General features: G+C 59.3%; 22 protein-coding genes. 4 read left to right on the top strand and 18 right to left on the bottom strand.

Features of this window, described 5'->3' with window-relative positions; genetic code table 11:
• Positions 1-34 precede the first annotated feature (34 nt).
• Both RYC18_RS25085 and RYC18_RS25080 read left to right on the top strand, forming a co-directional pair.
• Positions 35-736, top strand: coding sequence for a response regulator transcription factor (locus RYC18_RS25085; protein ID WP_005744114.1), 702 nt, complete (start codon positions 35-37; stop codon positions 734-736).
• Entirely contained in the window at positions 733-2046 is a 1314-nt protein-coding gene (locus RYC18_RS25080; RefSeq protein WP_005744115.1) for a sensor histidine kinase, read from the top strand. The genes RYC18_RS25085 and RYC18_RS25080 overlap by 4 nt, the downstream gene beginning before the upstream one ends.
• A gap of 71 nt (positions 2047-2117) precedes the next feature.
• On the opposite strand, the gene dctA is transcribed toward RYC18_RS25080, so the two are convergent.
• Positions 2118-3419 (bottom strand): C4-dicarboxylate transporter DctA, encoded by a 1302-nt coding sequence (gene dctA / locus RYC18_RS25075; RefSeq protein WP_316886978.1) that lies wholly within the window; start codon positions 3417-3419, stop codon positions 2118-2120.
• A gap of 75 nt (positions 3420-3494) precedes the next feature.
• A complete protein-coding gene (locus RYC18_RS25070) occupies positions 3495-4850 on the bottom strand; it encodes an adenylosuccinate lyase family protein (protein WP_005744117.1) in 1356 nt (451 codons plus the stop codon).
• 117 nt (positions 4851-4967) lie between these two features.
• Between RYC18_RS25070 and RYC18_RS25065 the strand changes: the two genes are divergently transcribed.
• Positions 4968-5711 carry a GntR family transcriptional regulator gene (locus RYC18_RS25065; protein ID WP_005744118.1) on the top strand — a complete coding sequence of 248 codons (744 nt, stop codon included), beginning with the start codon at positions 4968-4970 and terminating at the stop codon, positions 5709-5711.
• 40 nt (positions 5712-5751) lie between these two features.
• Here the strand turns inward: RYC18_RS25065 and araH are convergent, their stop codons facing one another.
• The 4 genes from araH to RYC18_RS25045 all read right to left on the bottom strand — a co-directional run bounded on the left by araH (position 5752) and on the right by RYC18_RS25045 (position 10410).
• Positions 5752-6717 (bottom strand): L-arabinose ABC transporter permease AraH, encoded by a 966-nt coding sequence (araH, locus tag RYC18_RS25060; protein ID WP_004664988.1) that lies wholly within the window; start codon positions 6715-6717, stop codon positions 5752-5754.
• Positions 6718-6758: 41 nt separating this feature from the next.
• Entirely contained in the window at positions 6759-8282 is a 1524-nt protein-coding gene (gene araG / locus RYC18_RS25055; protein WP_005757844.1) for an L-arabinose ABC transporter ATP-binding protein AraG, read from the bottom strand.
• A gap of 55 nt (positions 8283-8337) precedes the next feature.
• Positions 8338-9351, bottom strand: a complete 1014-nt coding sequence (locus tag RYC18_RS25050) for a substrate-binding domain-containing protein (protein WP_004664986.1) — start codon at positions 9349-9351, stop codon at positions 8338-8340.
• 186 nt (positions 9352-9537) lie between these two features.
• Positions 9538-10410, bottom strand: a complete 873-nt coding sequence (locus RYC18_RS25045) for an SMP-30/gluconolactonase/LRE family protein (protein WP_005777695.1) — start codon at positions 10408-10410, stop codon at positions 9538-9540.
• A 248-nt stretch (positions 10411-10658) separates the two neighbouring features.
• On the opposite strand from RYC18_RS25045, the gene RYC18_RS25040 reads away from it, so the two are divergent.
• Positions 10659-11807: an aldose epimerase family protein gene (locus tag RYC18_RS25040; RefSeq protein WP_005777696.1), complete on the top strand. Its 1149-nt coding sequence runs from the start codon at positions 10659-10661 to the stop codon at positions 11805-11807.
• 52 nt (positions 11808-11859) lie between these two features.
• Here RYC18_RS25040 and RYC18_RS25035 read toward each other — a convergent pair whose 3' ends face one another.
• From RYC18_RS25035 to RYC18_RS24980, 12 genes are read right to left on the bottom strand one after another with little or no spacing between them, the layout of a single operon-like run.
• A complete protein-coding gene (locus RYC18_RS25035) occupies positions 11860-12756 on the bottom strand; it encodes a metal ABC transporter substrate-binding protein (RefSeq protein ID WP_011168621.1) in 897 nt (298 codons plus the stop codon).
• A gap of 11 nt (positions 12757-12767) precedes the next feature.
• Complete coding sequence (locus RYC18_RS25030; RefSeq protein ID WP_002553554.1) at positions 12768-13637, bottom strand: metal ABC transporter permease; 870 nt, start codon at positions 13635-13637, stop codon at positions 12768-12770.
• Positions 13634-14383, bottom strand: a complete 750-nt coding sequence (gene aztA, locus RYC18_RS25025; protein WP_005733071.1) for a zinc ABC transporter ATP-binding protein AztA — start codon at positions 14381-14383, stop codon at positions 13634-13636. The genes RYC18_RS25030 and aztA overlap by 4 nt, the downstream gene beginning before the upstream one ends.
• On the bottom strand, positions 14380-14508 hold the full coding sequence (locus tag RYC18_RS25020) for a hypothetical protein (RefSeq protein WP_002553552.1): 129 nt from the start codon (positions 14506-14508) through the stop codon (positions 14380-14382). The genes aztA and RYC18_RS25020 overlap by 4 nt, the downstream gene beginning before the upstream one ends.
• A 57-nt stretch (positions 14509-14565) precedes the next feature.
• Positions 14566-17373 carry a cystathionine beta-lyase gene (gene metC, locus RYC18_RS25015; protein ID WP_316886977.1) on the bottom strand — a complete coding sequence of 936 codons (2808 nt, stop codon included), beginning with the start codon at positions 17371-17373 and terminating at the stop codon, positions 14566-14568.
• Between the two features lie 54 nt (positions 17374-17427).
• A complete protein-coding gene (locus tag RYC18_RS25010; protein WP_005744127.1) occupies positions 17428-18021 on the bottom strand; it encodes a hypothetical protein in 594 nt (197 codons plus the stop codon).
• 44 nt (positions 18022-18065) lie between these two features.
• Complete coding sequence (locus tag RYC18_RS25005; protein WP_057404015.1) at positions 18066-18902, bottom strand: amino acid ABC transporter ATP-binding protein; 837 nt, start codon at positions 18900-18902, stop codon at positions 18066-18068.
• Positions 18889-19677: an amino acid ABC transporter permease gene (locus tag RYC18_RS25000; protein WP_005744130.1), complete on the bottom strand. Its 789-nt coding sequence runs from the start codon at positions 19675-19677 to the stop codon at positions 18889-18891. The genes RYC18_RS25005 and RYC18_RS25000 overlap by 14 nt, the downstream gene beginning before the upstream one ends.
• Entirely contained in the window at positions 19667-20401 is a 735-nt protein-coding gene (locus RYC18_RS24995) for an amino acid ABC transporter permease (protein WP_057422998.1), read from the bottom strand. The genes RYC18_RS25000 and RYC18_RS24995 overlap by 11 nt, the downstream gene beginning before the upstream one ends.
• Complete coding sequence (locus tag RYC18_RS24990) at positions 20398-21615, bottom strand: aminotransferase class I/II-fold pyridoxal phosphate-dependent enzyme (RefSeq protein WP_316886976.1); 1218 nt, start codon at positions 21613-21615, stop codon at positions 20398-20400. The genes RYC18_RS24995 and RYC18_RS24990 overlap by 4 nt, the downstream gene beginning before the upstream one ends.
• Complete coding sequence (locus RYC18_RS24985; RefSeq protein ID WP_316886975.1) at positions 21612-23033, bottom strand: FAD-binding oxidoreductase; 1422 nt, start codon at positions 23031-23033, stop codon at positions 21612-21614. Before RYC18_RS24985 ends, RYC18_RS24990 begins: the two co-directional genes overlap by 4 nt.
• Entirely contained in the window at positions 23030-23869 is an 840-nt protein-coding gene (locus RYC18_RS24980; protein WP_316886974.1) for a transporter substrate-binding domain-containing protein, read from the bottom strand. The genes RYC18_RS24985 and RYC18_RS24980 overlap by 4 nt, the downstream gene beginning before the upstream one ends.
• Positions 23870-23924 lie beyond the last annotated feature (55 nt).

Genomic DNA, 23924 nt, shown 5'->3' with positions numbered 1-23924 from the left:
GCAGCGCCTGGAGTTGACTCACTGTGAGCCCATTATGATCGAACGGTCACTGAGTGTATTAATCGTCGAAGACAACCTGGCGCTGGCCGCCAACATGTTCGACTACCTGGAAGCATGCGGACACACTCTGGATGCCGCACCCGACGGCAAGTCCGCGATGCGCCTGATTACCGAAAACCATTACGACGTCATTGTGCTGGACTGGATGATGCCGCGTATGGACGGCATCAGTCTCCTGCGTCATCTGCGCACTGAACTGCGCAATCCGGTGCCGGTGATGTTGCTGACCGCCAAGGATCAACTGGACGACAAGCTGCAAGGCTTTGAATCGGGCGCGGACGATTACATCGTCAAACCACTGGCTCTGCCTGAACTGGAAATTCGTTTGCGGGTGCTGGCCGCACGCAGCCACAAGCGCTCGGATGTACGGCAGGTGCTGGAAGTCGCCGATCTGTGCTTCGACCTGAGCACCCAAACCATCATGCGTGGCGGCGTCCCGTTACCCTTCTCGCCGATAAGACGAACCCTGCTGGAAGTTCTGATGCGCAACTCTCCAAACGTCGTGACGCGCGCACAGTTGGAGTCGCTCATCTGGGGCGACAGCGTGCCCGACGGCGACCTGCTGCGCTCGCACATGCATTTACTCAGAAAGACCATCGATGGCGACCGGGTCAACCGGCAAAAGCTACTCCACACGGTGCCGGGCGTCGGTTTTCGCCTGTGCGTGTGCCCATGATCAATCTTCCCGGTCGTCGAGGCAGCCTGCATCGCCTGATCAGTGCAATTCTGCTCGGCTTCGGGCTGTTGATGACCATCGGCCTGACCACTCAGGCGTTCATGAGCCAGGAACTCGTCGATCACCCGATCTGGAAAGAGCTGCTTGAAACTGCGACAAACAATGCTCTCGAAAACTCGCTGCAGCCAGCGCCACAGAAAGCCGGAAGGATTCAGGTCTGGAGACTGTCGGGCGAAACGCCCGCGCCCGGCATGCCGCCCTTACTGGCTTCACTCGCCCCAGGCTTCTACAACGAGGGCGATATGGATCGAAGGGCTTCGAGTTTCACCGATCCCGACTATGCCGTGCTGGTGACGTCGCTGGGCAATGAACGCTTGGTAGCAGCAATCGACATCAGTGATCTGGAGCAGGAGCAGAACCTCATCGCGCTGATCGGTGGCATTTTTCTGATCATGAACCTGATACTGATCATTGCCGTAATCGCCTGGCTATACGTGCGCCTGCACCGCCCGGTTCAGGCGCTTGCGCTAGGCATGAAGCAACTCGATCCGGAAAGCCTTTCGCAACGCCTGCCAGTGCAATACGACCAGGAAGAACTCAAAGACATTGCCTGCGGTATAAACGCACATCTGGAACGGGTCGAGCAATTCATGGCCCGGGAACGCGCCCTTCTCGATCAGGCCAGTCATGAGTTTCGTACGCCGATCGCGGTGATCAGCGGCGCGCTGGATGTGCTGGCCAGGCAAGCGCTACCCGCGTGTGCAGCGCCACCGATTCAACGCATGCGGGCAACCGTGGATAACCTGACCGAGATCATGGTCGCGCTGCTGTATTTGTCGCGCGAGCCCATGTCCTCAGCGCCGGACGACCCCGTCGAGCTGGACCGCCTGTTGCCAGGCCTGGTCAAGGACCACCAACACCTTCTGGACGGCAAACCCGTGCAGTTTTCGGTGCACATCCACCAGACGCTTTGCCTGCAAGTGCCCGAGGCGATGTTACGCATTGCCATCGGCAACCTGTTGCGTAACGCTGCCGAAAACACCTATGACGGAACAATCACCGTGCGCCTCAAGGACGGTGTATTGAGCGTGACCGACTCGGGCGAAGGCTTCGACACTGCGCAGGCGTCCCTCCATTACCTGTCTCTGCTGAGAAACTCGACCAGAGCGGGCACCGGGAAAGGCCTGGGGCTTTTTCTGGTGCGGCGCATCTGCGAACGATTTCGGTGGACGCTGACCCTGGAGTCGATGCCGACGCTAGGCACCCGAGCGGAGCTGGATTTCCGGACTCAGACAGCGCAACAAGCGTGAACCCTCGACGTCCAGGCCACCGCGCGGTTATCCAGTGCACGCGTGTTCAGTGAATTCCGCGGCAGGCATCATCAAAGCGCAGCCTCCAGTTTACGCCCCAGCACCCGGTGATATTCACTACGAGCAGTCTGCTCGGCAAACTCGCCAGACCATTTGGACACCACCACCGTCGCCACACTGTTACCAATGGTGTTACAGGTCGCGATGGCCATGGACATGAACCGGTAGACGCCGAACAGCAACGCCAGGCCCTCGACCGGCAGCACGCCAATGGCTGTCACGGTGGCGGCAAATACCACGAAACTGCCACCCGATACCGCCGCCGCGCCCTTGGAAGTCACCAGCATGATCGCGAGGATGCCCAGCTGTTGCTCCCAGCTCAGCGGTACGCCATAGGCGTTGGCGATAAACAGCACGCACAACGACATGTAGATCGACGTACCGTCCAGGTTGAATGCATAACCGGTAGGCAACACCAGGCCGACGCTCTGTTTCGAGCAGCCGAATTTCTCCAGTTTCTGCAACAGGCGCGGCAAGGCGCTTTCCGAGGAAGCAGTGCCCAGCACAATGAAGACTTCGTCCTTGATGTACTTGAGGAATCGCCACAGGCTGAAGCCGGAAATACGGCAGACGATGCCCAGTACGACGAAGATGAAAAACGCGATGCACAGGTAAAACATCAACACCAGATTGGCCAGCGACATGAGCACCGCGGTGCCGTTGCTGCCCACTGCATAGGCCACCGAACCGAATGCGCCCAGCGGCGCGAACTTCATGATCAGGTTGATGAACTCGAAGAAACATTCGGAAATCCGGCTCAGACCTTCTTCGATCACGGCCCGGCGCTCCTCCTTGAGTGCCAGCAGGGCAAAGCCGAAGAGTACGGAAATCACCAGCACTTGTAACAGTTGACCACCGGCAAATGCGCCGACGAAATTGTCGGGGAAGATGCCGTAGATGAAGTCCATGGTCGACGTCGGTGCATGCCCCTTGGCAACCGCCGCGGCCGATGCGGCAGCCGTTGCGCTGCTCGGATGGGCGTCATGCATACCCGAGCCGATCTGCAGCAGATTGCCCCACAGCAGGCCGATGGCCAGAGCGATGGTCGACACCACTTCGAAGTAGATCAATGCGCGCAGCCCGACCTTGCCGACACGCTTGATATCGCCCGCCGAAGCAATGCCGTGCACCACGGTGAAAAATACCAGCGGCGCGACGGCGGTCTTGATCAGTTTGAGAAAGATGTCGCCAAGGATCTTGAATTTGGCAGCCAGCTCGGGGGCGATAAAGCCAAAGGCGATGCCCAACAGCATGGCAGCGACGACCTGAAACGTCAGGTCCCTGTAGAACGGTTTTTTGCTGAATGAAGACATGTCTGCGATCTCGTTGTTGTTATTAAGAGCGGCTGCAGGACTGATCGCGCCGGGCAGCGCCCGGAGCAAGATGACTCAACGCTTCACGGCCCCCGGACGCGCCAGGGCGATGTCCACCATTTGCGGCGCAAGGCCCAAGTAGTTGGCCGGGTCGGTCAGACGCTTGAGCTCTTCGATATCCAGTTGCGCCGTGGCCTCGCCTTGCGCCAACAACGCATCCAGCAGACTGATGCGCTGATCGTTGGCCATGCGGCAGGCGGCATAAACAACGTCGTGGGCAACCTGACGGCCGAGCGCTGGCGCGAGGCCCATCATCACGGCTTCGGCAACGATCAGCCCCTGAGTCATGTCCAGGTTCTGACGCATCCGTTCGGTGCGCACCTCAAGCCCGGCCAGCATGAATTTCGCCTGCCCCAGAGACGCTGCGCTGAGGGCGAAAGCTTCTGGAATGGCGATCCACTCGGCTTGCCAAGGGCCTGTGGAGCGCTCGAAATCCTGAATCATGGCATCGAGCATAAGCCCGGCGTGCTGGCGTACGCCCTTGGCGGCGGCGTACATCAGTTCACAGGAAATGGGGTTGCGCTTCTGCGGCATGGTGCTGCTGGCGCCCCGCCCCTTGACGAAGGGTTCGTACACCTCACCCAGCTCGCTGGTCATCATCATCATGACGTCCAGTGCAATCTTGCCGAGCGAGCCGGTGACCAGGCCCAGGAAGTTGAGTGTTTCCGCAAGGCCGTCACGCGCCACATGCCAGGTAGCCTGCGGCACGCCCAGTTGCAGCTCGTCCATCAGCGCTTGCTGCACGTCCAGTCCCTTTTCGCCCAAGGACGCCAGCGTACCGGCCGCTCCGGCAAACTGGCCGATTTCAACACGCGGGCGCAATTCCACCAGACGCTCTGCGTGGCGGTCGAACATGCTCAGCCACACCGCACATTTGTATCCGAAAGTAATCGGCAGCGCGTGTTGCAAGTGGGTACGCCCCGCCATCGGCGTAGTGCGATAACGCAATGCCAGGTCAGCAAGCAGGCCACGCACGGCCTGAATATCACGCTCGACGATAACCAGTGCAGCACGCACCTGCAGCACCACGGCGGTGTCCATGATGTCTTGGGTGGTCGCGCCCCAATGCACGTAACGGCCAGCGTCGCCGCAGGTTTTGGACAGCTGCTCCACCAGCGGCAGGATGGGATAACCGACAATCTCGGTTTCATGCTGCATCAGTACCAGATCAAGCGACTCGTAGGTGGCCAGCGCAGCGATCTGTTCGGCGGCGGCGGCAGGAATCACTCCGCAACGGGCTTCGGCGCGGGCCAGTGCCACTTCTACTTCGATGTAACGTTCGATGAGCGATTTGTCGGAGAACACGGCGCGCATTTCGGCGGTACCGAACATATCGCGAAACAGAGCGGAGTCAAAAACAGTGCTGGACATGAGCGAGGTCCTGATTATGTTGTTATTGATCGTACATATTTAATATGTACGTACATAATTGTTACGCTCGCACTGATACACTGTCAACTCGCTAAAGCCACAGAGCTGACAGAAGGCATGAACGAAACACGTTACGCAGTGGTTGCCAGAGACCTGATAGAGGCGATTGCCAGCGGTCGCTACCCGGTCGGCTCACTGCTGCCGACCGAGTTCGAGCTGTGCGAGCTTTACGCAGTCAGTCGCCATACCGTGCGCGCGGCAATCACACAACTGCAGACTCAGGGCCTGGTGTCACGGCGTAAGCGTGTCGGTACGCGGGTCGAATCGGCATCGCCCAGAGGTGGATACTCGCAGTCACTGGCGACCGTCGCAGACCTGGCGCACCTGGCTGAAACCCAGGTGCGCAGCATCCAGAACGTCCGCCATTTCGTCGCAGACATTGCCCAAGCGCGTCGACTGGGGCTGACACCGGGGGAGCATTACTTTTGCGTGTCGAGCATCAGGGTCGACTGCCAGAACGTGCTTGCGCCGTTATGCTGGACCGACGTTTACGCTCAGGATATCTACAGCGAAGTCATAGAGCTGGCACGCGAGCAGCCCGGCGAGCTGATCGCCGCGCTGATCGAGCAGCATTTTGGCCGCCATATCGAAGTGATCGACCAGCAAGTACGTGCCGTACTGTTGACGGCTGAAATCGCCAGAAGCCTGAATGCGGAGGCAGGTTCGCCGGGGCTGAAAATTCTGCGTCAGTACCGTGATGACGCGGGCGTCGTGATGGTCGTGTCAGAGACAGTCCACCCCGAAGACCGTTTTACATTGGTCACGCAGATGAAGCGCGAGAAGGGATTGAATCCGCTGTGAAGTAACGGCGCTGGTTCATTGAAGCCAGCGCCGCGCCGGTTCAGCGACGTTTCAGTCGGTCGATGATCACCGCCAGCAACAGAATCGTGCCGCGAATCACGTATTGGTAGAACGTATCGATATTCTTCAGGTTCATCGCATTCTCGATGATCGCCAGAATAAGCACACCAGCGATTACATGGCGGATCATGCCGATGCCGCCGCTCAGCGAAACACCGCCCAGTACGCAAGCCGAGATAATGGTCAGCTCGAAGCCCTGACCGATCATTGGCTGCCCGGAGGTCATACGCGAAGCCAGCACCACGCCAGCCAGTGCCCCGACAAGCCCGTGAACCGCGAAGATGATGATCTTGGTGCGATCGACATGCACACCCGCCAGCAATGCAGCTTCCTGGTTGCCACCGATGGCCATGGTGTTGCGCCCGTAGGTGGTGTAGTTGAGCAACCAGCCGAAGAATATGAAACAGGCGATGGTGATCAGGATCGGCACTGGTACGCCATATATCTGGCCGTTGCCGAAGATGAAGAAGTCCTCGTTGGAGACGCCGACGGCCTTGCCGTTGGAGAAGATATACGCAAGGCCGCGCACGATCTGCATGGTCGCCAGGGTCGTGATCAGGGCATTGATGCGCAGCTTGGCAATCACGATGCCATTGATCAGACCAACCACCAGCCCCAGCGCCAGCGCGGCGGAAACACCGAGAAACACGCTGTCGGTGTCGCGGATAACAATCCCGGCGATGACCCCGGAACAGGCCAACACCGAACCGACCGAAAGGTCGAAGTGCCCGGACGCCAGACAAAAGAGCATGGTGCAGGCAGCAATGCCCACGGTGGAAATCGCAAGGCCTAGCCCCCGCATGTTCAGCGGTGACATGAAGTTGTCGATGAACACGGCGCACAGCAGGAAGATTCCCACGGCAGCCAGGAGCATCACCCAGTCATCGGCAAAACGACGCAGGTTCATGCCCTGACGGGGAGCCTGCAGGCTGGATTCGGTAGACATATGCACCTCTTTATTATTGTTCATGGTCAGGGGACCGGTTATCAGCTGCGCGTGCGAGGCAGAGCCAATTGCAGGAGTCGCGATTCATCAGCCTCATCGCGGTTGAGTTCACCAGTGATCGCGCCTTCGCTCATCACCAGAATGCGGTCGGAAATACCCATGACTTCCATCAGGTCACTGGACACCACAATGACCGCAATCCCGTCGGCGGCCAGGTTGTGAATGATCTCGTAGATCTCGGACTTGGCACCGACGTCAATCCCGCGGGTGGGCTCGTCCAGCAACAGGACCTTCATCGGCATCGACAGCCAGCGACCGAGAATCGCCTTCTGCTGATTGCCGCCGGAGAGGAACATGATCTGTTGCTCAGGCGATGGTGTCTTGACGTTCATCGACTTGATCTGGCTGCGTGCGTTGTCGCGCTCCCAGCGGCCCTGAATCAGGCAGCCGAGATTCACATGCCGGGGCCGTGCACCGATGTTGATGTTCTCCGCGACGCTGGACAGCGGCACGATACCTTCCTTCTTGCGGTCCTCCGGGCAGAGCAGAATGCCTGCTTCGATCGAATCGCGTGGGGACTTGAGCGTCAATGGCTTGCCGTCCAGCTGCAACGTGCCTGCCGTGCTGCGCGTCAACCCCGACAGCAGACGGAACAGCTCGGTACGCCCGGCGCCCACCAGCCCGAAGAAACCCAGCACTTCACCTTTCTCTACGGCAAAACTCACGGGTTCGTGCAGCCCCGGCCCCAGTAACCCGGTCACTCGCAGGCTAGGCCCTTGATGCTGGCGCGGACGATAATTGTAGATGTTCTGAATATCCCGGCCGACCATGCAGGTCACCAGCCGGTCATGATCCAGATCAGCCATCTGCTCAAAGGTTTTTACAAAACGACCGTCCTTGAACACTGTTACGGCATCACAGACACGGAAGATTTCTTCCATGCGATGAGACACGTAGAGAATCACCCGCCCCTCGTCGCGCAGCCGCACGATAATCGCCATCAACCGGTCAATTTCACGTGCCGACAGGCTGCTGGTGGGTTCGTCAAAGGCGATGACGTGCGCATTGCGTGACATGGCCTTGGCGATCTCCACCAATTGCCGCTGGCCCAGTGAAAGATCACCCAGGCGAGTGCGCGGGTCGATTTCGTCAGCCAGGCCTTTGAGCAGCTCACCTGCCCGACGGTACATCGCGCCACGATTGATCAAACCGAAACGATTGGGCATGTGCCCAAGCAGCAGGTTCTCGGCGACGGTCATTTCCGGCACCAGATGCAATTCCTGGTGAATCACCGCCACACCCGCCGCAATACTCTCGGCGGTGGATTTGAACTGGTAGCTCTGCTCACCGATCTGCAAGGTGCCGCTATTGGGCTGATAAGAGCCGCCGAGGATTTTCAGCAGCGTGGATTTACCGGCACCGTTCTCGCCCATCAAGGCGTGAACACTGCCGGGGCGCGCTTCGAAGCTGATGTCCGAAAGCGCCTTTACGCCGGGGAAGACCTTGCCGATGCCATTGAAGCGCAAGGCACCGTTTATGGATGTTTGCTCGATAGCCTGTTGCATGAAACCAACCTCCTCGCACGTGTGAGGGGCCTGAAAATCAGGCCCCCCAGTCAACTCACTTCCACAGACCGATCTTGGTCAATACTTCCTGGAAGTTGGCGCGGGTGATCAGTGTCACATCGTCCATAGCGGTATATTTAGGCGGTTCAACGCCCTCGGTGACCCACTTATACATATACAGCGCGGTGTTGTAGCCTTCCTTGTCCGGGCTTGGCAGCATGGAGCCAAAGAAGCCACTCTCTTTTTTCTTCAGCTCATCAATGGCATCGGTGCCGTTGATGCCGATCCCGATAACGTTTTTCGCGCTGAAACCATTGCTCGCCGTCGCGCGTACGCCCCCCAGAACAGTGTTGTCGTTCATGCCGCCGATGATCAGGTTTTTCGCATCGCCAGGCAGTTTTGGCAGCGCCGAGTTGGTGGCGTCCATGCTGCCTGGTACATCAAGAGTTTTCTGCGCGGTGAACAGGATGTGATCTTTCGGCAAACCGGCCTCCTCTAGCGCCTTCACCGAACCGTCAGTGCGTTTCTTACCGGTGTCGAGCTCGTTGTAAGTGTTGATGATCGCGTAGGTGCCTTTCCACCCGCCCTCATCCCACTTGCGGTTCTTCGCTTCGGTGGCCATCGCGGCACCTTGCTTCTGGCCCACTTCAAAGGCTGCCATGCCCAGATACGGCACGTCCTCCATAAATTTGCCGTTGGCGTCGACAAAACGATCGTCCACGGCCATGACTTTCAAACCGAGCGCCTTGGCCTTGGCCACGATTGCAGGGCCCAGAGAGACATCAGGCGGGCAGATCACAAAGCCCTTGGCACCGTTGGCGGCCAGGCTGTCGATAGCGGAAAGGGTCTTTTCACCATCTGGCACGGCAATCTTGAGCACGGTAAAACCATGCTCCTTGCCTGCCTTTTCAGCAAACGCCCATTCGGTCTGGAACCATGGCTCTTCAGCCTGTTTGACCAGAAAGCCGATTTTGACTTCATCAGCAGCGGAGGTGATGCCACTCATGCCCAGAATGGCGGTGGTGACGGCGGCACAGCACAGGGAACGAATCCCGTGACGACTCAACATAGCTAACTCCTTATTTTTATTGAATAGCTACAGCGTTCAGCGAGGTGGCGGTTGCAAACGCGGAGGCGTCCGAGAACCGATTAAATAGTCATACCATATAATGAATGACCGCTATGTAACCGAATGTCACTCCTGCATTTCCCACCGCGACGCCACCGCAGAAAAGGCGACGGCGCGGCATTTTTTTCAACCGCTGAAGCGCTGACACAGCGTTCCTTTGACGCCGACATGCGCCATCAGCACCGCGCCATCGAGCCGTCCATGAGCATCGGCAGGCGCTGCACTGGTGACATACAGTGTCTCCAGGTCAGGACCACCGAACACACAACTGGTGGGATGGCTGACGGGCAGCTCGATGACCCGGTCGACACTGCCGTCGGGGGCAAAGCGGATCAGGCAACTGCCTCCCCAGCGCGCGTTCCATACATAACCTTCGGCATCCATTGCCGAGCCGTCGGGCGAACCCTGGCCCTGCTCGGCCGCCCATACCTGACGTGGTCCCAGCGAGCCATCTTCCTGCACAGGGTATTGGTAGATCACTTCGTCGAGGGTATCGGCGCTGTACAGCACGCTGCCGTCGGTATTCCACAGCAGGGTATTGACGATCCCCTGCCCGTCCAGCAAACGCGTCACGCGGGCGTCGGGTTCAACCCGGAACAGCCCGCCCGAACGACGGACCAAAGGCACGTCTTCGCCTTCGGCATCGATATTGTTTTGCATGCTGCCCAGCCACAGGCGGCCACGCGCGTCACAACGGGCCTCATTGGCGCGATTGCCAGGGGTCGGGTCTGCGACGCAAAACAACGCCGGTGAAGTTTTTTCAGATGTGAGGTCCAGGCGATACACGCCGCTGGCCAGAGTCACCAGTGCGTCGCCCTGCTCGGTCGGTATAAACGCAGACACCGGCTCGGGCATGCGCCATTGGCGATACTCCCCGGCAACCAGCCGACAAGCCAGAAAACCGGCAATGTCGACCCAGTACAAGGCCTGCTCTGCGGCATCCCAGAAGGGGCCCTCGGCAAGCTTGAAACGGTGCTCGGAAACGGGCAGCCAGTTCATGAAAAATGTCCTTTGTTATTGTTGTAAAGGCACTTTTTGGATGTTTGCGTCGCAGTCTTGTCCAACCTGCGTGCCCAGTCGACCGGTTTCGCAGGCATCCAGCGGATCGACCGGCTTCAGTGAAGCTGGCACTACTAAATAGTATTACAATTTATTTTTCAAGTGGCATTTTATAGGCTATAAATCCATGCATCGGCTTTAATCCGATCAAATAGTCTTACCAATAAAAATAAAAGCAGGCAGATCAGATGAAAACACATGCTCTCCTCAGCACCCTTGGACTGTCCTTGATGATCAGCACCTTGACTGCACAGGCCGCGGCACTCTCCAGCGAGCACAGCACTTTCGGCCAACTGCCCGACGGCACTGCCGTCGAGAAATTCACCCTGCGCAACAGTCACGGCGTGCAGGCCAGCATCATCACCTACGGCGCGACGCTGCAATCGCTGCTGGTGCCTGACAAGGCCGGAAAGGTCGAGGACATCGTCCTGGGCTTCGACGATGTTCAGGGCTATCAGAACAACGGCACGGTTTATTTCGGCGCGACCATCGGCCGATTCGGCAACCGCCTGGCAGGCGGCAAGTTCAGCCTGGATGGCAAGACCTACCAGGTCCCGCTCAACGACAAGACCAATGCCCTGCACGGCGGCACTCAGGGTTTTGACAAACGACTCTGGAAGGCAGAAGAAACCAAGACCGGTGATTCGGTCGGCGTGAAGCTGACCTACGTGTCGCCGGATGGCGAGATGGGCTTTCCGGGCACATTGAAAACTGAAGTCACTTACAGCCTGAATGAGAAAAACGAGCTGAAGATTGACTACCGCGCCACCACTGACAAGCCGACAGTGCTGAACCTGACCAACCATAGCTATTTCAACCTGGCGGGTGCAGGCAGCGGTGATGTACTCAAACAGGTCGCCACCCTGCACGCTTCGCACTACACACCGGTCAACGACAAGCTGATCCCGACCGGCGAACTGCCTGCCGTCGCGGGCACGCCAATGGACTTCCTCAAGCCCACCGCGTTCGGCAAGCACATAAAGGATGATCACCAGCAGTTGAAATATGCCGAACCCAAACAAGGCGGTTTTGATTTCAACTGGGTACTCGACACTAAGGGTGATGTGAAGAAACTGGCCGCCGAGGTCAGCGACCCGCAATCAGGACGCAGGCTGCAGCTGTTCACCACAGAGCCAGGCGTACAGCTGTATACCGGCAACTTCCTGGATGGCAGCATTCATGGCAAGGCGGGCAAGGTCTACCCGCACTGGGGTGCCTTTACCCTGGAGACCCAGCACTATCCTGATGCGCCCAATCAGCCAAAATTCCCCAGCACACGACTGGACCCAGGCAAAGCCTACACCCAGACCACCGTGTTCAAGTTTCTCAATAACTAGGGACGTTGAAGTCGCCCAGCCCCTGAAACCCAGGGGCTGGCGACTCTCGAGGTTACTGATTGCGCTTCATTGCCGCAGTCAGGGTATCGACGTTGTAACGGAACATCTTCGCGTAGGTTGACGCAGGGCCGTCGGCTGGCGACAAGGCTTCGACGTACAGCTCACCGCCTGGCTGGGCACCACTGGCTTCGGCAATCTGCTTGACCAGACGCGGGTCGCTGGAGTTTTCGAAGAAGTAGGCACTGACATGCTCGGCCTTGATCTGACGAATCAGTTTCGAGACATCAGCTGCCGACGCTTCCGATTCGGTAGACAAGCCCAACGGTGACAGGAAAGTCACGCCATAGGCATCGCCAAAGTAGCCGAACGCATCATGAGAAGTGAGGATCTTGCGCTTGGCGGCCGGAATCGAATGAATCTGATCGCGGGCGTAAATGTCCAGTTGTTGCAGCTCGACGATGTAGCGATCGCCATTGGCTTGATACTCGCTTGCTCCTTCCGGGTCGGCTTTCTTCAGCGCGGCGATAATGTTACGCACATAAATCACCCCGTTGGCGGCGCTGTTCCAGGCGTGCGGGTCGACAATACGCTTGCCATCTTCGTCCATGCTGCGGGTCTTGATCCCTTCAGAGAGCACTACCGGCTTGCCCTTGTAGCCCGACGCTTTGATGAGACGATCCATCCAGCCTTCCAGATGCAGGCCACTGACAAACGCCAGGTCGGCATTTTTCAATGCCTGAGCATCACTTGGCGTTGGCTCGTAGACATGCGGGTCGCCGTTCGGGCCGATCAGGGACTTTACGTGAACACGGTCGCCGCCGACCGTACTGACCATGTCCGCGATGACCGTGAACGACGCGACGGCTTCCAGCGGTTTGGCCTGGGCCAGGCTGGCGAACGCAGACAGCGCCAGTGCAGCTATGGAACTCAACACCATCAATCGTTTCATGACGTACCTTTTCAGTTAGCCAGGTGAGGTTTGGGAAACAGTCGGCGCACGATTCCCGTGCGTCCGAACAACAGGGAGAGACCGTAGAACGCACTGGCGGTAAGCACGATGGCCGGGCCCGAGGCGACGCCAAGGTGGTAGGAAACGATCAGGCCGATCAGGCCTGACAAGGTCGCCAGCAGTGTCGAAATCACCATCAGGCCACTCAGCGAGTTGGTCCAGAAACGTGCCGCGGTTGCCGGCAGCATCATCATGCCCACGGCCATCAGGGTGCCCAGCGCCTGAAAACCTGCGACCAGGTTCAGCACCACCAGCAGCAGGAACAACACGTGGTACAGCGAGCCGCGTCCGCCGACCGCACGCAGAAAGCCAGGATCGAAGCATTCCAGCACCAAGGGGCGGTAGATCACTGCCAACAGAATCAGCGTGAAGGAAGCAATGCTGCCGACCATATAGATAGCCGTGTCATCAATGGCCAGAATGGTGCCGAACAGCACATGCAGCAGGTCGACACTGGAGCCATGCAGCGAAACGATCAGCACTCCGGCCGCCAGAGAGGTCAGGTAAAAACTGGCAAAACTGGCGTCTTCACGCAGCGAGGTCAGTCGGCTCACCAGCCCTGACAGCAAAGCCACTGCCAGCCCGGCGATCAGCCCGCCGAAGCCCATCGCGGGCAACGACAGACCGGCGACCATGAAGCCCACCGCCGCGCCGGGAAGCACCGCATGGCTCATGGCATCGCCCACCAGACTCATACGGCGCAGCATCAACAGCACGCCCACCGGCCCGGAACCAATCCCCAGTGCCAGACATGCCACCAGCGCGCGGCGCATGAAGCCGAATTCGATAAAGGGCTCGACGACCAGGCTATAGAGCATCATGAGCGCTCGTCCTCGCTATCGCACAGCAAGGCGTCCGGGCTCCAGTACTCGGCCATGTTGCGCGCCTTGCGCAGGTTGGCGGCGCTGAGCACTTGCGAGGTTTCGCCCCAGGCAATGGCTTCACGGGCCATCAGCAGGGTTTGCGGAAAGTGCTGACGAACCTGTTCGATATCGTGCAGGACCGCGATCACTGTGCGCCCCTGCCCATGCCAGGCGCGCACCAGCTCCAGCAGATCACGGGTGGTGCGTGCGTCGATGGCGGTAAATGGCTCGTCGAGCAGAATCACAGAAGCATCCTGCAACAGCAATCGGGCAAACAGCACCCGCTGGAACTGGCCGGACGACAACGAACCGACGCTGCGCCCTTCAAAACCCTCCAGGCCGACCGTGCTCAGCGCTTCCCCGGTCAGTCGCGCATGATTGCGTGTCAGGCTGCGAAACGGCCCGATGCTGTGCCAGGCGCCCATCGAAACGGTATCGGCAACGCTCAGCGGAAAACTGCGATCGATTTCTGCGGCCTGGGGCAGGTAGCCGATCGTGCGGGTCGCCAGGCGGCCACGGTCGACGCGCCCCTGCGCAGGCTTCATGGTGCCAGCGATGGCCTTGATCAAGGTCGATTTACCCGCCCCGTTCGGCCCGACGATGGCCGTCAGGCTGCCCGCCTCGAACCGCCCGCTGATGTGGTGCACCGCCGGGCGGCGCTCATAGGCCACAGTAAGGTTTTCCAGAGCAATGGCTGCACTCATGGAATGGCCACCGACCAGCCGATGGCCAGCCAGAGCAATATCAGCACCGCAAGAGAAAACAGGACCCGCTTCCAGGCCGATTGGGCCAGCACGGAGCCTGCTATCGAGGCAAAAGGAGTTTTCACGCGAAAGTAACCTGCAACTATTTGTTACAGTATTACATACCAGTCACGAAAATGTTATTAAATAACATTCATGCGAGATTGTACCTCCAGACAAGCGTCAAATCCTCGCTGCAAATCCTCTATCAGCGCCGACACATCTTCCAGCCCTATGTGCAGACGTAACACGGTATTGAGTTGGCTGCCCTGCTCGCCTTGCCGATTACCCAGTTCGGCAACCGTAACCAGACTTTCATAACCGCCCCACGAAGCCCCCAGACCGAACAGCTGCAAAGCGCTGATAAATCGCTCTGCCAGCGCGGGATTGTCGTCACGCAATTCGAACGATAGCAAGCCGTTGCTGCCGTTGAAATCGCGTTTCCACAGCGAATGCTGCGGATGCTCGGGCAGACCCGGATGAAAAACCCGGCCGACCTGAGGGTGCGCAGCGAGCCACACCGCTACGTCCAGCGCCTGACGCTCATGAACATCCATGCGTGAAGCCAGAGTGCGTGCGCCACGCAGTATCAGCCAGGCATCATCGGGACTGACCGCGTTGCCCAGGGTGTCGCCCATCCGCCCCAGCGGTGACCAGACCTCTTCACGCGTACAGACACTGCCCATCACCACATCGCTATGGCCGCACAGGTATTTGGTCAGGGCCATGATCGAAATGTCCGCGCCCAGTTGCAGTGGTTGGTACAGGTAGCCGCTGCCCCAAGTGTTGTCCACCGCCAGAAGAATGCCGCGGGGTCGGCAAAGGCCAGCCAGCGCCGGCAGGTCGCACAGCTCGTAGAGCAGCGAACCCGGCACCTCGGCGTAGACCATTCGCGTGTTGTCCTGCAGTTGCGCTTCCAGCCCCTGGCCATCGGCAGCGTAATAACTGACTTCGATGCCGAAGGGTTGCAGGAACTCCTGCGCCACGCGCCGCACCGGCGAGTAGACCGCATCGGTCAACAGCACATGATCACCGGGACGCAGATAGGCCAGAAACGTCTGCGCCACCGCAGCCAGGCCACTGCTGAACAGCCGGGTGCGATAACCACCTTCAAGTTCTGTGACCAGATCTTCCAGAGCGAAGCCTGTGGGGTTGCCCCGCGCGCCATAACTCAACAAGCGCTCGCTGTCGCGACGTTTACGTACATCGCGCATCTCGCTCAGGCTGTCGAACAGCACCGTGCTCAAGCGCGTGACCGGCACATTCACGCCACGCACGCCGCTGCCCTTGACCGTGCGTGCGGCATGCACCAGGCGGGTGCGCACCAGCGGGTCACGCTCCTTGCCGATTGCATGGTCGGGCTGCAATGGCTTAAAGCCAGCGATCTCCTCGTCGGTCATTTGCCCCAGCAAGCCGATTTCCCAAGCCAGGTACTGACGTGCAGCATCCTTGTTGCCTGAATGTCGATCGTGGGTAAAGAACAAAAAGTCGATGCATTGCTCATCGGCCAGACTCGCCTTGCCCTCACTCATCGGCAACCCGGCTGCCTGCCAGGCATCAACTCCGCCTTCGAGCAGGCGAACTTGCTGGCGCTGCGCAAACGGCAGTTCCTGCACGGCCAGTTGCGCAATCATCGGGTCGTCGGCCACCAACACAACCGGCCTCGTTTCAAAGTCCAGAGCACTGGCCAGCAACGGACGAATCGACCAGCGCGCGCCATCGATACGGGCCTTCCGATAGCGCGTGCTTGAACGCAGGTCGATCAGTGCCACCGCAGCGTCTTTCAGCGCATCCGCCAGTGCCTGTACGCCGATGGCAGGCACCTCAACGGTAAACACGTCGCTGACCGTCACATCCGGCAACGTCGTGGGCAATGACAACCCGCTGTCGACACCGTCAGCCAGCACACAAGCGTCATGCCCCAGTTGTCTGAGCCAGCTCGCCACAATCGGTGCGCGAATGCCGTCGGAGTCCAGCAACACAAGCCGCGCGTTACGCACCCCGATGTACAGATCAGTGGCCTGGATGAGCTGCCCACCCGGTGTGTGCCGCGCACCGGACAGGCTGCCTGCGGCAAACTCTTCAGCGCTGCGCACATCACACAGGAACAGACTGCGCGCTGAATCCTGCGCCCAGCGCCTGACCTGTTCGGCGGTCACGGTGTGTACCTGAGCCCGTTTTGCCAGCGACTCGGCAGCGCTGCGCTGACGGGGTAATGCCGCAGGCGCGACCTGATCCGGGTAACGCCGCACGCTGCCGTGCTCCAGTTGCAGATCGGCCAGATACCAGCCTTGAGTGCCGTTTTCCAGAGCATAGACGGGGTTCTTCACGCCCATCTCGATCAGGGTCTGGGCACCGATAATGCTGCGCGTGCGCCCGGCGCAGTTGACGACGATCGGCGTGCTTTCATCACTGACCAGTTCCGGGATGCGATAACCCAGCTCGCCGTTGGGGCAGCACACGGAACCGGGGATGGTCATCTTGCGGTATTCGTCAAACGGCCGACCGTCCAGCACCACCAACGGCTCGCCACTCGCCTGCCACTGCGCCAGCTCGGTGGCAGTGACGTGCGGGGTATGGCTGACCTGCTCGACCAACTCGCCAAATGCCTTGGACGGCACATGCACACCGGCGAACAATTGTCGCCCCGACGCTTGCCAGCCCTGCACACCGCCCTCAAGCAGGTGTACGTTGCAGTATCCCGACGCAACAAGGCGCAAGGCTGCGCGCGGCGCTACGTCGCTACCTGTCTGATCGTAAATCACCAACCGGACATTGGGGTTGGGTGCCAGACGACGGATGTCCAGTTCAAGACGGCTGTAGGGCAGCGTTACCCCGTGAAACAAATGCGCATCGCCATACTGGCCGTGCTCTCGTACGTCGAACAGGGCAATTTCCTGACCGTCGAACAGCCATTGTTGAAGTTGCGCCGGGGTGATGATCTGGCTCATTGGGTGGCTCGTTTGAATTGAAGGGAAACAACGCTGAACGCAGGCGGCGTCGGCTCAATACGCCTGAATTGAAGGTGCCATCTGTGAAGCGTTGTAATTGAGCACGCGCCCCTCCTGGTTGACTCCATAACGGCCGTTGAGCGATTCCAGCGGACGCCCGTAGAGGTGGAAATGCAAGGTCGGCTGATCGCCTTCGACCTTGATGCCGTGCAGGTCTTCACCCAGGAACGAAATCGGCGTGCCCGGCTGAACCACCACTTCTTTTTCCAGTTTCAGCCGGGCAAAGGCCGGATCGCTTCCATCATCGGTACGGGCCCACACGTAATTGATTTCCTGGCCCTGTACCGCAACGATCACTGCCCAGGTTTCATGGTTGTGCGGCAACGTGCTTTTACCGGGCAGCAGCGAATTCATGTACAGCGTCGGGGTTTCCCCATCGTCGTTAAGACGATAGCGGAACGCAGTATCGCCCTCCCCCGGAACCGGTGCGGGAAACTCGCTGAAATTGAACAGGTCGTGACGCTCGGCCAGGGTCTCCAGCAGCGCAACGATTTCAGTCAGGGCCTTACGGTCTACGCCGCGCTGATGGATGATACGTACCTGTTGCAGAAATGTTTCTATTACGTGGGTTCGGTCGTGATGACTCATGCAGTTGCTCCGGTTTTTCAAGTTCTGGCGCTGGAAGTTCTGGCTTAAACGGACAAGCTGTAGCGGCTGATATTGCTCAATAAAAACGGATCGCCTACAGGCGCTTGTCGACGTCCCGATTCGCCCAATGCATGACGCAGAAATTCTGCCGTGCGTTCGCTGGTCGGGCGCTGGAATATCTGCTCGGCGCTGCCGTGTTCGACAATCCGCCCGTTCTCGGTGAAATACACCCGGTCGCTGATCTCTTCGGCAAAGCGCATCTCGTGGGTGACCAGCAAACAGGTCATGCCCTCTTCGGTCAGTTCGCGGATCACAGTCAGCACCTCGCCGACTGTCTCCGGGTCCAGCGCTGATGTCACCTCATCGAAAAGGATCAGTTCCGGGCGCATCGTCAGCGCACGAGCAATGGCCACGCGCTGCTGTTGCCCACCGGATAACTGCCCTGGATAGGCATCAGCCTTGTGTTCCATGCGTACTTTGGCCAGCAATGCACGCGCCTGTTTTTCAGCCTCGCCGCGCTCGATGCCCAGCACCTTGCGTGGCGCTATGACCAGGTTCTCCAACACCGATAAATGCGGAAACAGGTTGTATTGCTGAAACACAAAACCCACGCGCTTGCGCAGCTCGATACGCTCGGCTTCACGCGTCAGCTCATCAACTTGCGTCTGGCCCACACGAATGCTGCCGCCCTGCGCCTGCAACAAACCGGTGATGCAACGCAGGATGGTCGACTTGCCGGAGCCGGACGGCCCGATGATCGACACCGCCTGGCCGCGCTCGACATCCAGGTCAATGCCTTTGAGCACACGGTTACTGCCAAACGACAAGTGCAGGTCGCGCAGGCTGACCAGTGAGCGTGCGGCGGGATCAATGGAAAGCATAACGTCGCTCCAGATAGTGAGTCAGACGGGAAATGGGGTAGCAATAGGCAAAGAACAGCGCCAGCAGGCTGCAATAAATGATGACGGTGAAGCTTGTCTGGTTGACCGTATTGCTGGCGATCTGCGCTGTGTCGATCACATCATGCACACCCACCAGCGAAGCCAGTGCAGTGCCCATGGTGATCACTGCATACAGGTTCATCCACGGCGGCAGCATGCGTTTCAGGCACTGGGGCAGGATGATCGAGCGAAAAATCTGCCCGCGGGTAAACGCCAGCGAGCGCGCCGCTTCCCACTGGGTAGCGGGAATCGACGCCACAGCGCCACGAAAGATTTCGGCCACGTTGGCGCTGGCGGGCAGTGCCAGGCCAAGGGTGACTTTCACCCAGTCAGGAAAGGCAATGTAAGTCCCGGCGACTTTTATCTCGAACGGAAAAACATAGGTAGTGAAGTAGATCAGCACCAGCCAGGGCGCGTTACGAAACACCTGCACCCAGAGCCGTGCCGGCAGACGCAGCAACCTGAATGGCGAAAGCCCCAGCGCCCCGACCAACAGGCCGAATATCGAACCCAGAGCGATGGCGACCAGGCTGATCAGAATGTTCTGTGCAAATCCGGCCGCCAGCGCAGGCGACCATTGCAGCAGCGCGCTGAACACCGGACTTTCCGCAGTCCACCACGCCAGCGCGATCACCAGTAGCACCAACAGGCTTAGTGAAACCAGGTGACGACGCGACCACGCAGGGAGCGTCGTCAGTGAAGAATCAATCGCCATAACCAGGCATCCTCAAACGGGCTTCCAGGGCACGCCCCGCACAATTGACCGCAAAGCTGAGTAACGCGAAAAAGCTCAGCAGAAGAATCATCAGTTCCAGCACGTTGTCACTCTGTGTCCAGATCATGATTGATGCGTAAGTGATGTCATTCACCGCAATGGCCGACGCCACGGCGGTCATCTTCACCAGATCAATCAGGTTGTTGACCAACGACGGCAAGGCGAAGCGCACGGCCAGCGGCAACTGGACGTTCCACAACAACTGGCGACTGTTAAAGGCCAGTGAACTGGCAGCTTCCAGGGTCACGGCGGGCACTGCCTCGATACCGGCCCGCAGCGCTTCGGCGTGGAATGCACCCTTATGCAGGGAAATCACGATCACCACCCAGGCGAAAGGCGTCAACGGGTTCGCTGCACCGACCGCCTGGGTCAGCAGCATGTTCAACACCAGAAAAGCGCAGTACAGCTGCACCAGCGTCGGTGTGTTGCGAGTCACTTCGATAAATACCCGCGCAGGCACTGCCAGCCAGGTCTTGCCCGAGGTCAGCATTGCCGCCAGACCGACACCCGTCAGCAAGCTGCCAATGATGGTGAACAGGCACAACCACAGGGTTGTGACGGCCCCCTCCAGCATCGTGCCGCGCTGATAGGCATCGAGCAAAAAGGTGTAGTTCAAACCGATGCTGGCCGCCCACTGCACCCACGACTCAAGCCAGTGGTTCATGTGGTTTCACCGGAATGCAATTGCGCACAGGCGCGGGCAATACGTCGACCGGCTTCGCGGACCGTATCAGTCGCCGTCGCGATGGACAGCCGAAACCAGGGCGACAAGCCATAGGCGCTGCCTGCCACACCGGCCACTCCGGACTCCAGCAGCCAGGCAACCACGTCGGCATCGCTGTTCACGCGCTGGCCGTCCGGACGATAACGCCCCAGCAACCCGGCACAGCGCACAAAAACAAAAAAGCCACCTTGCGGTACCAGCACCTCAAGCCCGGCCACCTGCCCCAGCGCCGCCACCAGCACATCGCGGCGCTGCCGGTAGGCCGCCACCTGCTCTGCAAGAAACCCCAACCCGCCTTCGAAGGCGGCCAGCGCCGCCGCCTGGCCCACCGATGAAGCACCCGAAGTCGATTGCGACTGAACGACCGTCATCGCACTGGTCAGGTCCTGCGGACCGGCACCGAAACCTATACGCCAGCCCGTCATGGCATAGGTTTTCGACACGCCGCCGACCAGCAGACAGCGCGACTGCAAGTCCGCAGCTACATTGAGCAGGCTCAGGGCCGCTTGACCGTCAAAGCGGATATGTTCGTACAACTCGTCCAGAAGAATCAGCACGTTCGGGTGACGACGCAGCACGTGCGCCAAAGCCAGTAACTCCTCTCGGTCATACACCGCACCGCTGGGATTGCCCGGCCCGTTGAGGATCAACCAGCGGGTGCGTTCATTGATGTGCTGTTCCAGTTGCTCCGGGGTCAGCTTGCAGCCCTGCTCCAGCCCGCACTCGATGAATACCGGTTCGCCACCATTGAAACGCACGCTATCCGGGAACGACGGCCAGTAAGGGACAGGTATCAGCACCTCGTCGCCGTCATTCAGCGTCGCGGCAAAGGCATTGAAGATGATCTGTTTGGCACCGTTGGCGATCACGACGGAAGCCAATGAGTAATCCAGATGATTTTCCCGTCGCAGTTTGCGCTGCACTGCCTCACGCAATGCACGCACCCCCGGTGTTGGCGTGTATTTGGTGTCGCCACGGTCAATGGCCTCGAACGCAGCGTTCTTGATGTGCTGCGGGGTATCGAAATCAGGCTCGCCGGTGGTCAGGTCGAGGATATCGGCACCACCCTCACGCAAGGCCGTCGCCTGTGATTTGGCTGCAGCATTGGCTGACAGCGAAACGCGCTGCACTCGCTTTGACAGAACGATACTCATGTCCGAGCCTCCAGTACCTTGCCCGGATTGAGCAAATTGAGCGGGTCCAGCGCGTGCTTGATACGATGCATCAAGTCCAGCTCCACCGGACTCTTGTAATCGGTCAACATGTCCCGCTTGCGTTGCCCGATGCCATGTTCGGCGCTGATCGAGCCGCCATGTGCATACGCGCTGTCATGCACCAACCGGCTCAACGCGGCGTAGTTGACCATGTGTGCCTCGACGCTGGAGCCCAGCGGATGTGCGACGTTGTAATGCAGATTACCGTCGCCCAGATGCCCGAAGGTGAAATGACGGACACCTGGAAAGTGCGCTTGCAACAAGGCATCGGTGTGGGTCACGAAGTCGACGACGCGAGAAATCGGCACAGAAATATCGTGCTTCATATTGCGACCGGCACGTTTCTGCGCCTCACTCATGTTTTCCCGCAGCAACCACAGCGCCTGACCCTGCGCAAGGCTCTCGGCGATCAGCGCATCAGCCAGCAAACCCTGCTCGATCGCATCACCGAGCACCGTTTCAAACGTTTCACGGGCGTGTTCCTCGCTGCGGTTATCCGACAATTCCAGCAACGCGAACCAGGGTTGCGGTGCGTTACGAAACGGCTGCGCCCCCTGCGTGAACTGCTCACGCAGCAGCGCAAGACAATCGGCGCTGAGCAGCTCGAAAGCCGTCAGCCCAGCGCCAAGGCCGGCGCGGGCGTGAGACAGAAAGGCAACCGCATCGGCCAGGGAGTCAAACGCCAGAAAGGCAATTGCCTGAGCCTTGGGCAACGGAAAAAGCTTCAGCGTCGCAGCGGTGATGATACCCAGCGTGCCTTCGCTGCCAATGAACAGATCCCGCAGGTCATAACCGGTATTGTCCTTGCGCAGACCACGCAGGCCATTCCATATTTCGCCCTGGGCGGTAACCACCTCAAGCCCCAGCGTCAACTCGCGCATGTTGCCGTAGCGCAACACCGCATTGCCTCCTGCGTTGGTGCCCAGATTGCCCCCGATAGTGCAACTGCCTTGCGCGCCCAGGCTCAACGGAAACAGACGATCCGCCTGCCGGGCTGCATCCTGCAAATCTTGCAGGATGCAGCCCGCTTCGACCGTCAGGGTGTCATTGTCAGTGTCGATTTCGCGCACCAGATTCATGCGATCCAGCAACAACAGCACCGCCCGACCACTGGCATCGGGTGTCGCAGCGCCCATCAAACCGGTATTACCGCCCTGCACCACCACCGGCGCTGAATGTGCCACGCAGAGTCGTACCACCTCGGCAACCTGCTCGGTATCACCCGGATGCACCACAGCAATCACCTGCCCGGTATAGCGCCCTTGCCGGTCGATCAAGCGATCGCTGGCCTGGGCACCCCGCTGCACATGGCTGTCGCCCAACAATTGCTGCAACGCAGCGAACAACGGCTCGCTCATGGTGTGACAGCCAGTGGCGCACTGTCGCGAAACTTTTCATGCAGATCGCGCAGCGCCTGCGATGGCTCCATACCGGTGCGCTTGCCCAGTTCTATCAGCCAGCCACTGCGATGCCAGTCACGGACAATGGCATCCAGGCGAGCCTGAATATCGTGCTCACCCTTGCGAACCCAGATCACCGAGCTGGACGGGATGAGATCGGTCGGCACGGGTATTTCATAGCCGGACCATTCCTTTTCGGACAGCAAGGTGCGCATGGTCGGGCTGACATGCACGGCCGCGACACAACCATTGCCGCGCAGCGACAGCAGCGATTCGGACTGGCTTCGGAACGCCTTGATCTGCGCGCCGTAGAGTTCCTGCAAGGGTTTGATGAAATTACTGCCCTGCGACACGCATACCGGCTTGCCTTTAAGGTCCTCCCACATGCTGATGCCCGAGCCCTTGCGCACCAACGCCGCGCCACCCACTTCTTCATAAGGCGTGGGCACGTAATCCAGAATCTGCGCCCGCTCTTCGGTGAACTGCATGTTGGCAATCAACAGGTCGACCTTGCCTTGCTGCAAAAACTGCACACGGTTGGGTGCCAGCACCGAAACTGTTTCCAGGTCGACACTCAGTCGTTTGGCAAGCTCTTTGGACAGCTCGACGTTATAGCCCTGATGGTTGCCGGTTGCCGGGTCGATAGTGCCGAACGGCGGACCGCTGAGAAGGACTCCCACACTGACCTTGTGGCGCTCGTTGATACGCTCCAGTGTCGCATCAGCCTGGGCCAGACCTGCACACAGTATCAACCCGAGTGCCGTCCACGTCCTGCCCGAAAAAATGCTGCTCATGAATGCCTTCCTTATTGGCCGAGGTCGTACGAATCGGCGTGGGAATGGTGAAACG

It is taken from the genome of Pseudomonas syringae group sp. 247E2 (genome assembly GCF_032587795.1).
Classification (GTDB): domain Bacteria; phylum Pseudomonadota; class Gammaproteobacteria; order Pseudomonadales; family Pseudomonadaceae; genus Aquipseudomonas; species Aquipseudomonas amygdali.
Note: the sequence above shows the minus strand (reverse complement) of the source record. Positions and strands in the feature narration are given on the sequence as shown.

Bases quoted from the DNA above. Each gene is read 5' to 3' on its own strand.
- RYC18_RS25085 (WP_005744114.1), top strand. From the start codon at position 35: ATGATCGAACGGTCACTGAGTGTATTAATCGTCGAAGACAACCTGGCG.
- RYC18_RS25080 (WP_005744115.1), top strand. From the start codon at position 733: ATGATCAATCTTCCCGGTCGTCGAGGCAGCCTGCATCGCCTGATCAGT.
- dctA (WP_316886978.1), bottom strand. From the start codon at position 3,419: ATGTCTTCATTCAGCAAAAAACCGTTCTACAGGGACCTGACGTTTCAG.
- RYC18_RS25070 (WP_005744117.1), bottom strand. From the start codon at position 4,850: ATGTCCAGCACTGTTTTTGACTCCGCTCTGTTTCGCGATATGTTCGGT.
- RYC18_RS25065 (WP_005744118.1), top strand. From the start codon at position 4,968: ATGAACGAAACACGTTACGCAGTGGTTGCCAGAGACCTGATAGAGGCG.
- araH (WP_004664988.1), bottom strand. From the start codon at position 6,717: ATGTCTACCGAATCCAGCCTGCAGGCTCCCCGTCAGGGCATGAACCTG.
- araG (WP_005757844.1), bottom strand. From the start codon at position 8,282: ATGCAACAGGCTATCGAGCAAACATCCATAAACGGTGCCTTGCGCTTC.
- RYC18_RS25050 (WP_004664986.1), bottom strand. From the start codon at position 9,351: ATGTTGAGTCGTCACGGGATTCGTTCCCTGTGCTGTGCCGCCGTCACC.
- RYC18_RS25045 (WP_005777695.1), bottom strand. From the start codon at position 10,410: ATGAACTGGCTGCCCGTTTCCGAGCACCGTTTCAAGCTTGCCGAGGGC.
- RYC18_RS25040 (WP_005777696.1), top strand. From the start codon at position 10,659: ATGAAAACACATGCTCTCCTCAGCACCCTTGGACTGTCCTTGATGATC.
- RYC18_RS25035 (WP_011168621.1), bottom strand. From the start codon at position 12,756: ATGAAACGATTGATGGTGTTGAGTTCCATAGCTGCACTGGCGCTGTCT.
- RYC18_RS25030 (WP_002553554.1), bottom strand. From the start codon at position 13,637: ATGATGCTCTATAGCCTGGTCGTCGAGCCCTTTATCGAATTCGGCTTC.
- aztA (WP_005733071.1), bottom strand. From the start codon at position 14,383: ATGAGTGCAGCCATTGCTCTGGAAAACCTTACTGTGGCCTATGAGCGC.
- metC (WP_316886977.1), bottom strand. From the start codon at position 17,373: ATGAGCCAGATCATCACCCCGGCGCAACTTCAACAATGGCTGTTCGAC.
- RYC18_RS25010 (WP_005744127.1), bottom strand. From the start codon at position 18,021: ATGAGTCATCACGACCGAACCCACGTAATAGAAACATTTCTGCAACAG.
- RYC18_RS25005 (WP_057404015.1), bottom strand. From the start codon at position 18,902: ATGCTTTCCATTGATCCCGCCGCACGCTCACTGGTCAGCCTGCGCGAC.
- RYC18_RS25000 (WP_005744130.1), bottom strand. From the start codon at position 19,677: ATGGCGATTGATTCTTCACTGACGACGCTCCCTGCGTGGTCGCGTCGT.
- RYC18_RS24995 (WP_057422998.1), bottom strand. From the start codon at position 20,401: ATGAACCACTGGCTTGAGTCGTGGGTGCAGTGGGCGGCCAGCATCGGT.
- RYC18_RS24990 (WP_316886976.1), bottom strand. From the start codon at position 21,615: ATGAGTATCGTTCTGTCAAAGCGAGTGCAGCGCGTTTCGCTGTCAGCC.
- RYC18_RS24985 (WP_316886975.1), bottom strand. From the start codon at position 23,033: ATGAGCGAGCCGTTGTTCGCTGCGTTGCAGCAATTGTTGGGCGACAGC.
- RYC18_RS24980 (WP_316886974.1), bottom strand. From the start codon at position 23,869: ATGAGCAGCATTTTTTCGGGCAGGACGTGGACGGCACTCGGGTTGATA.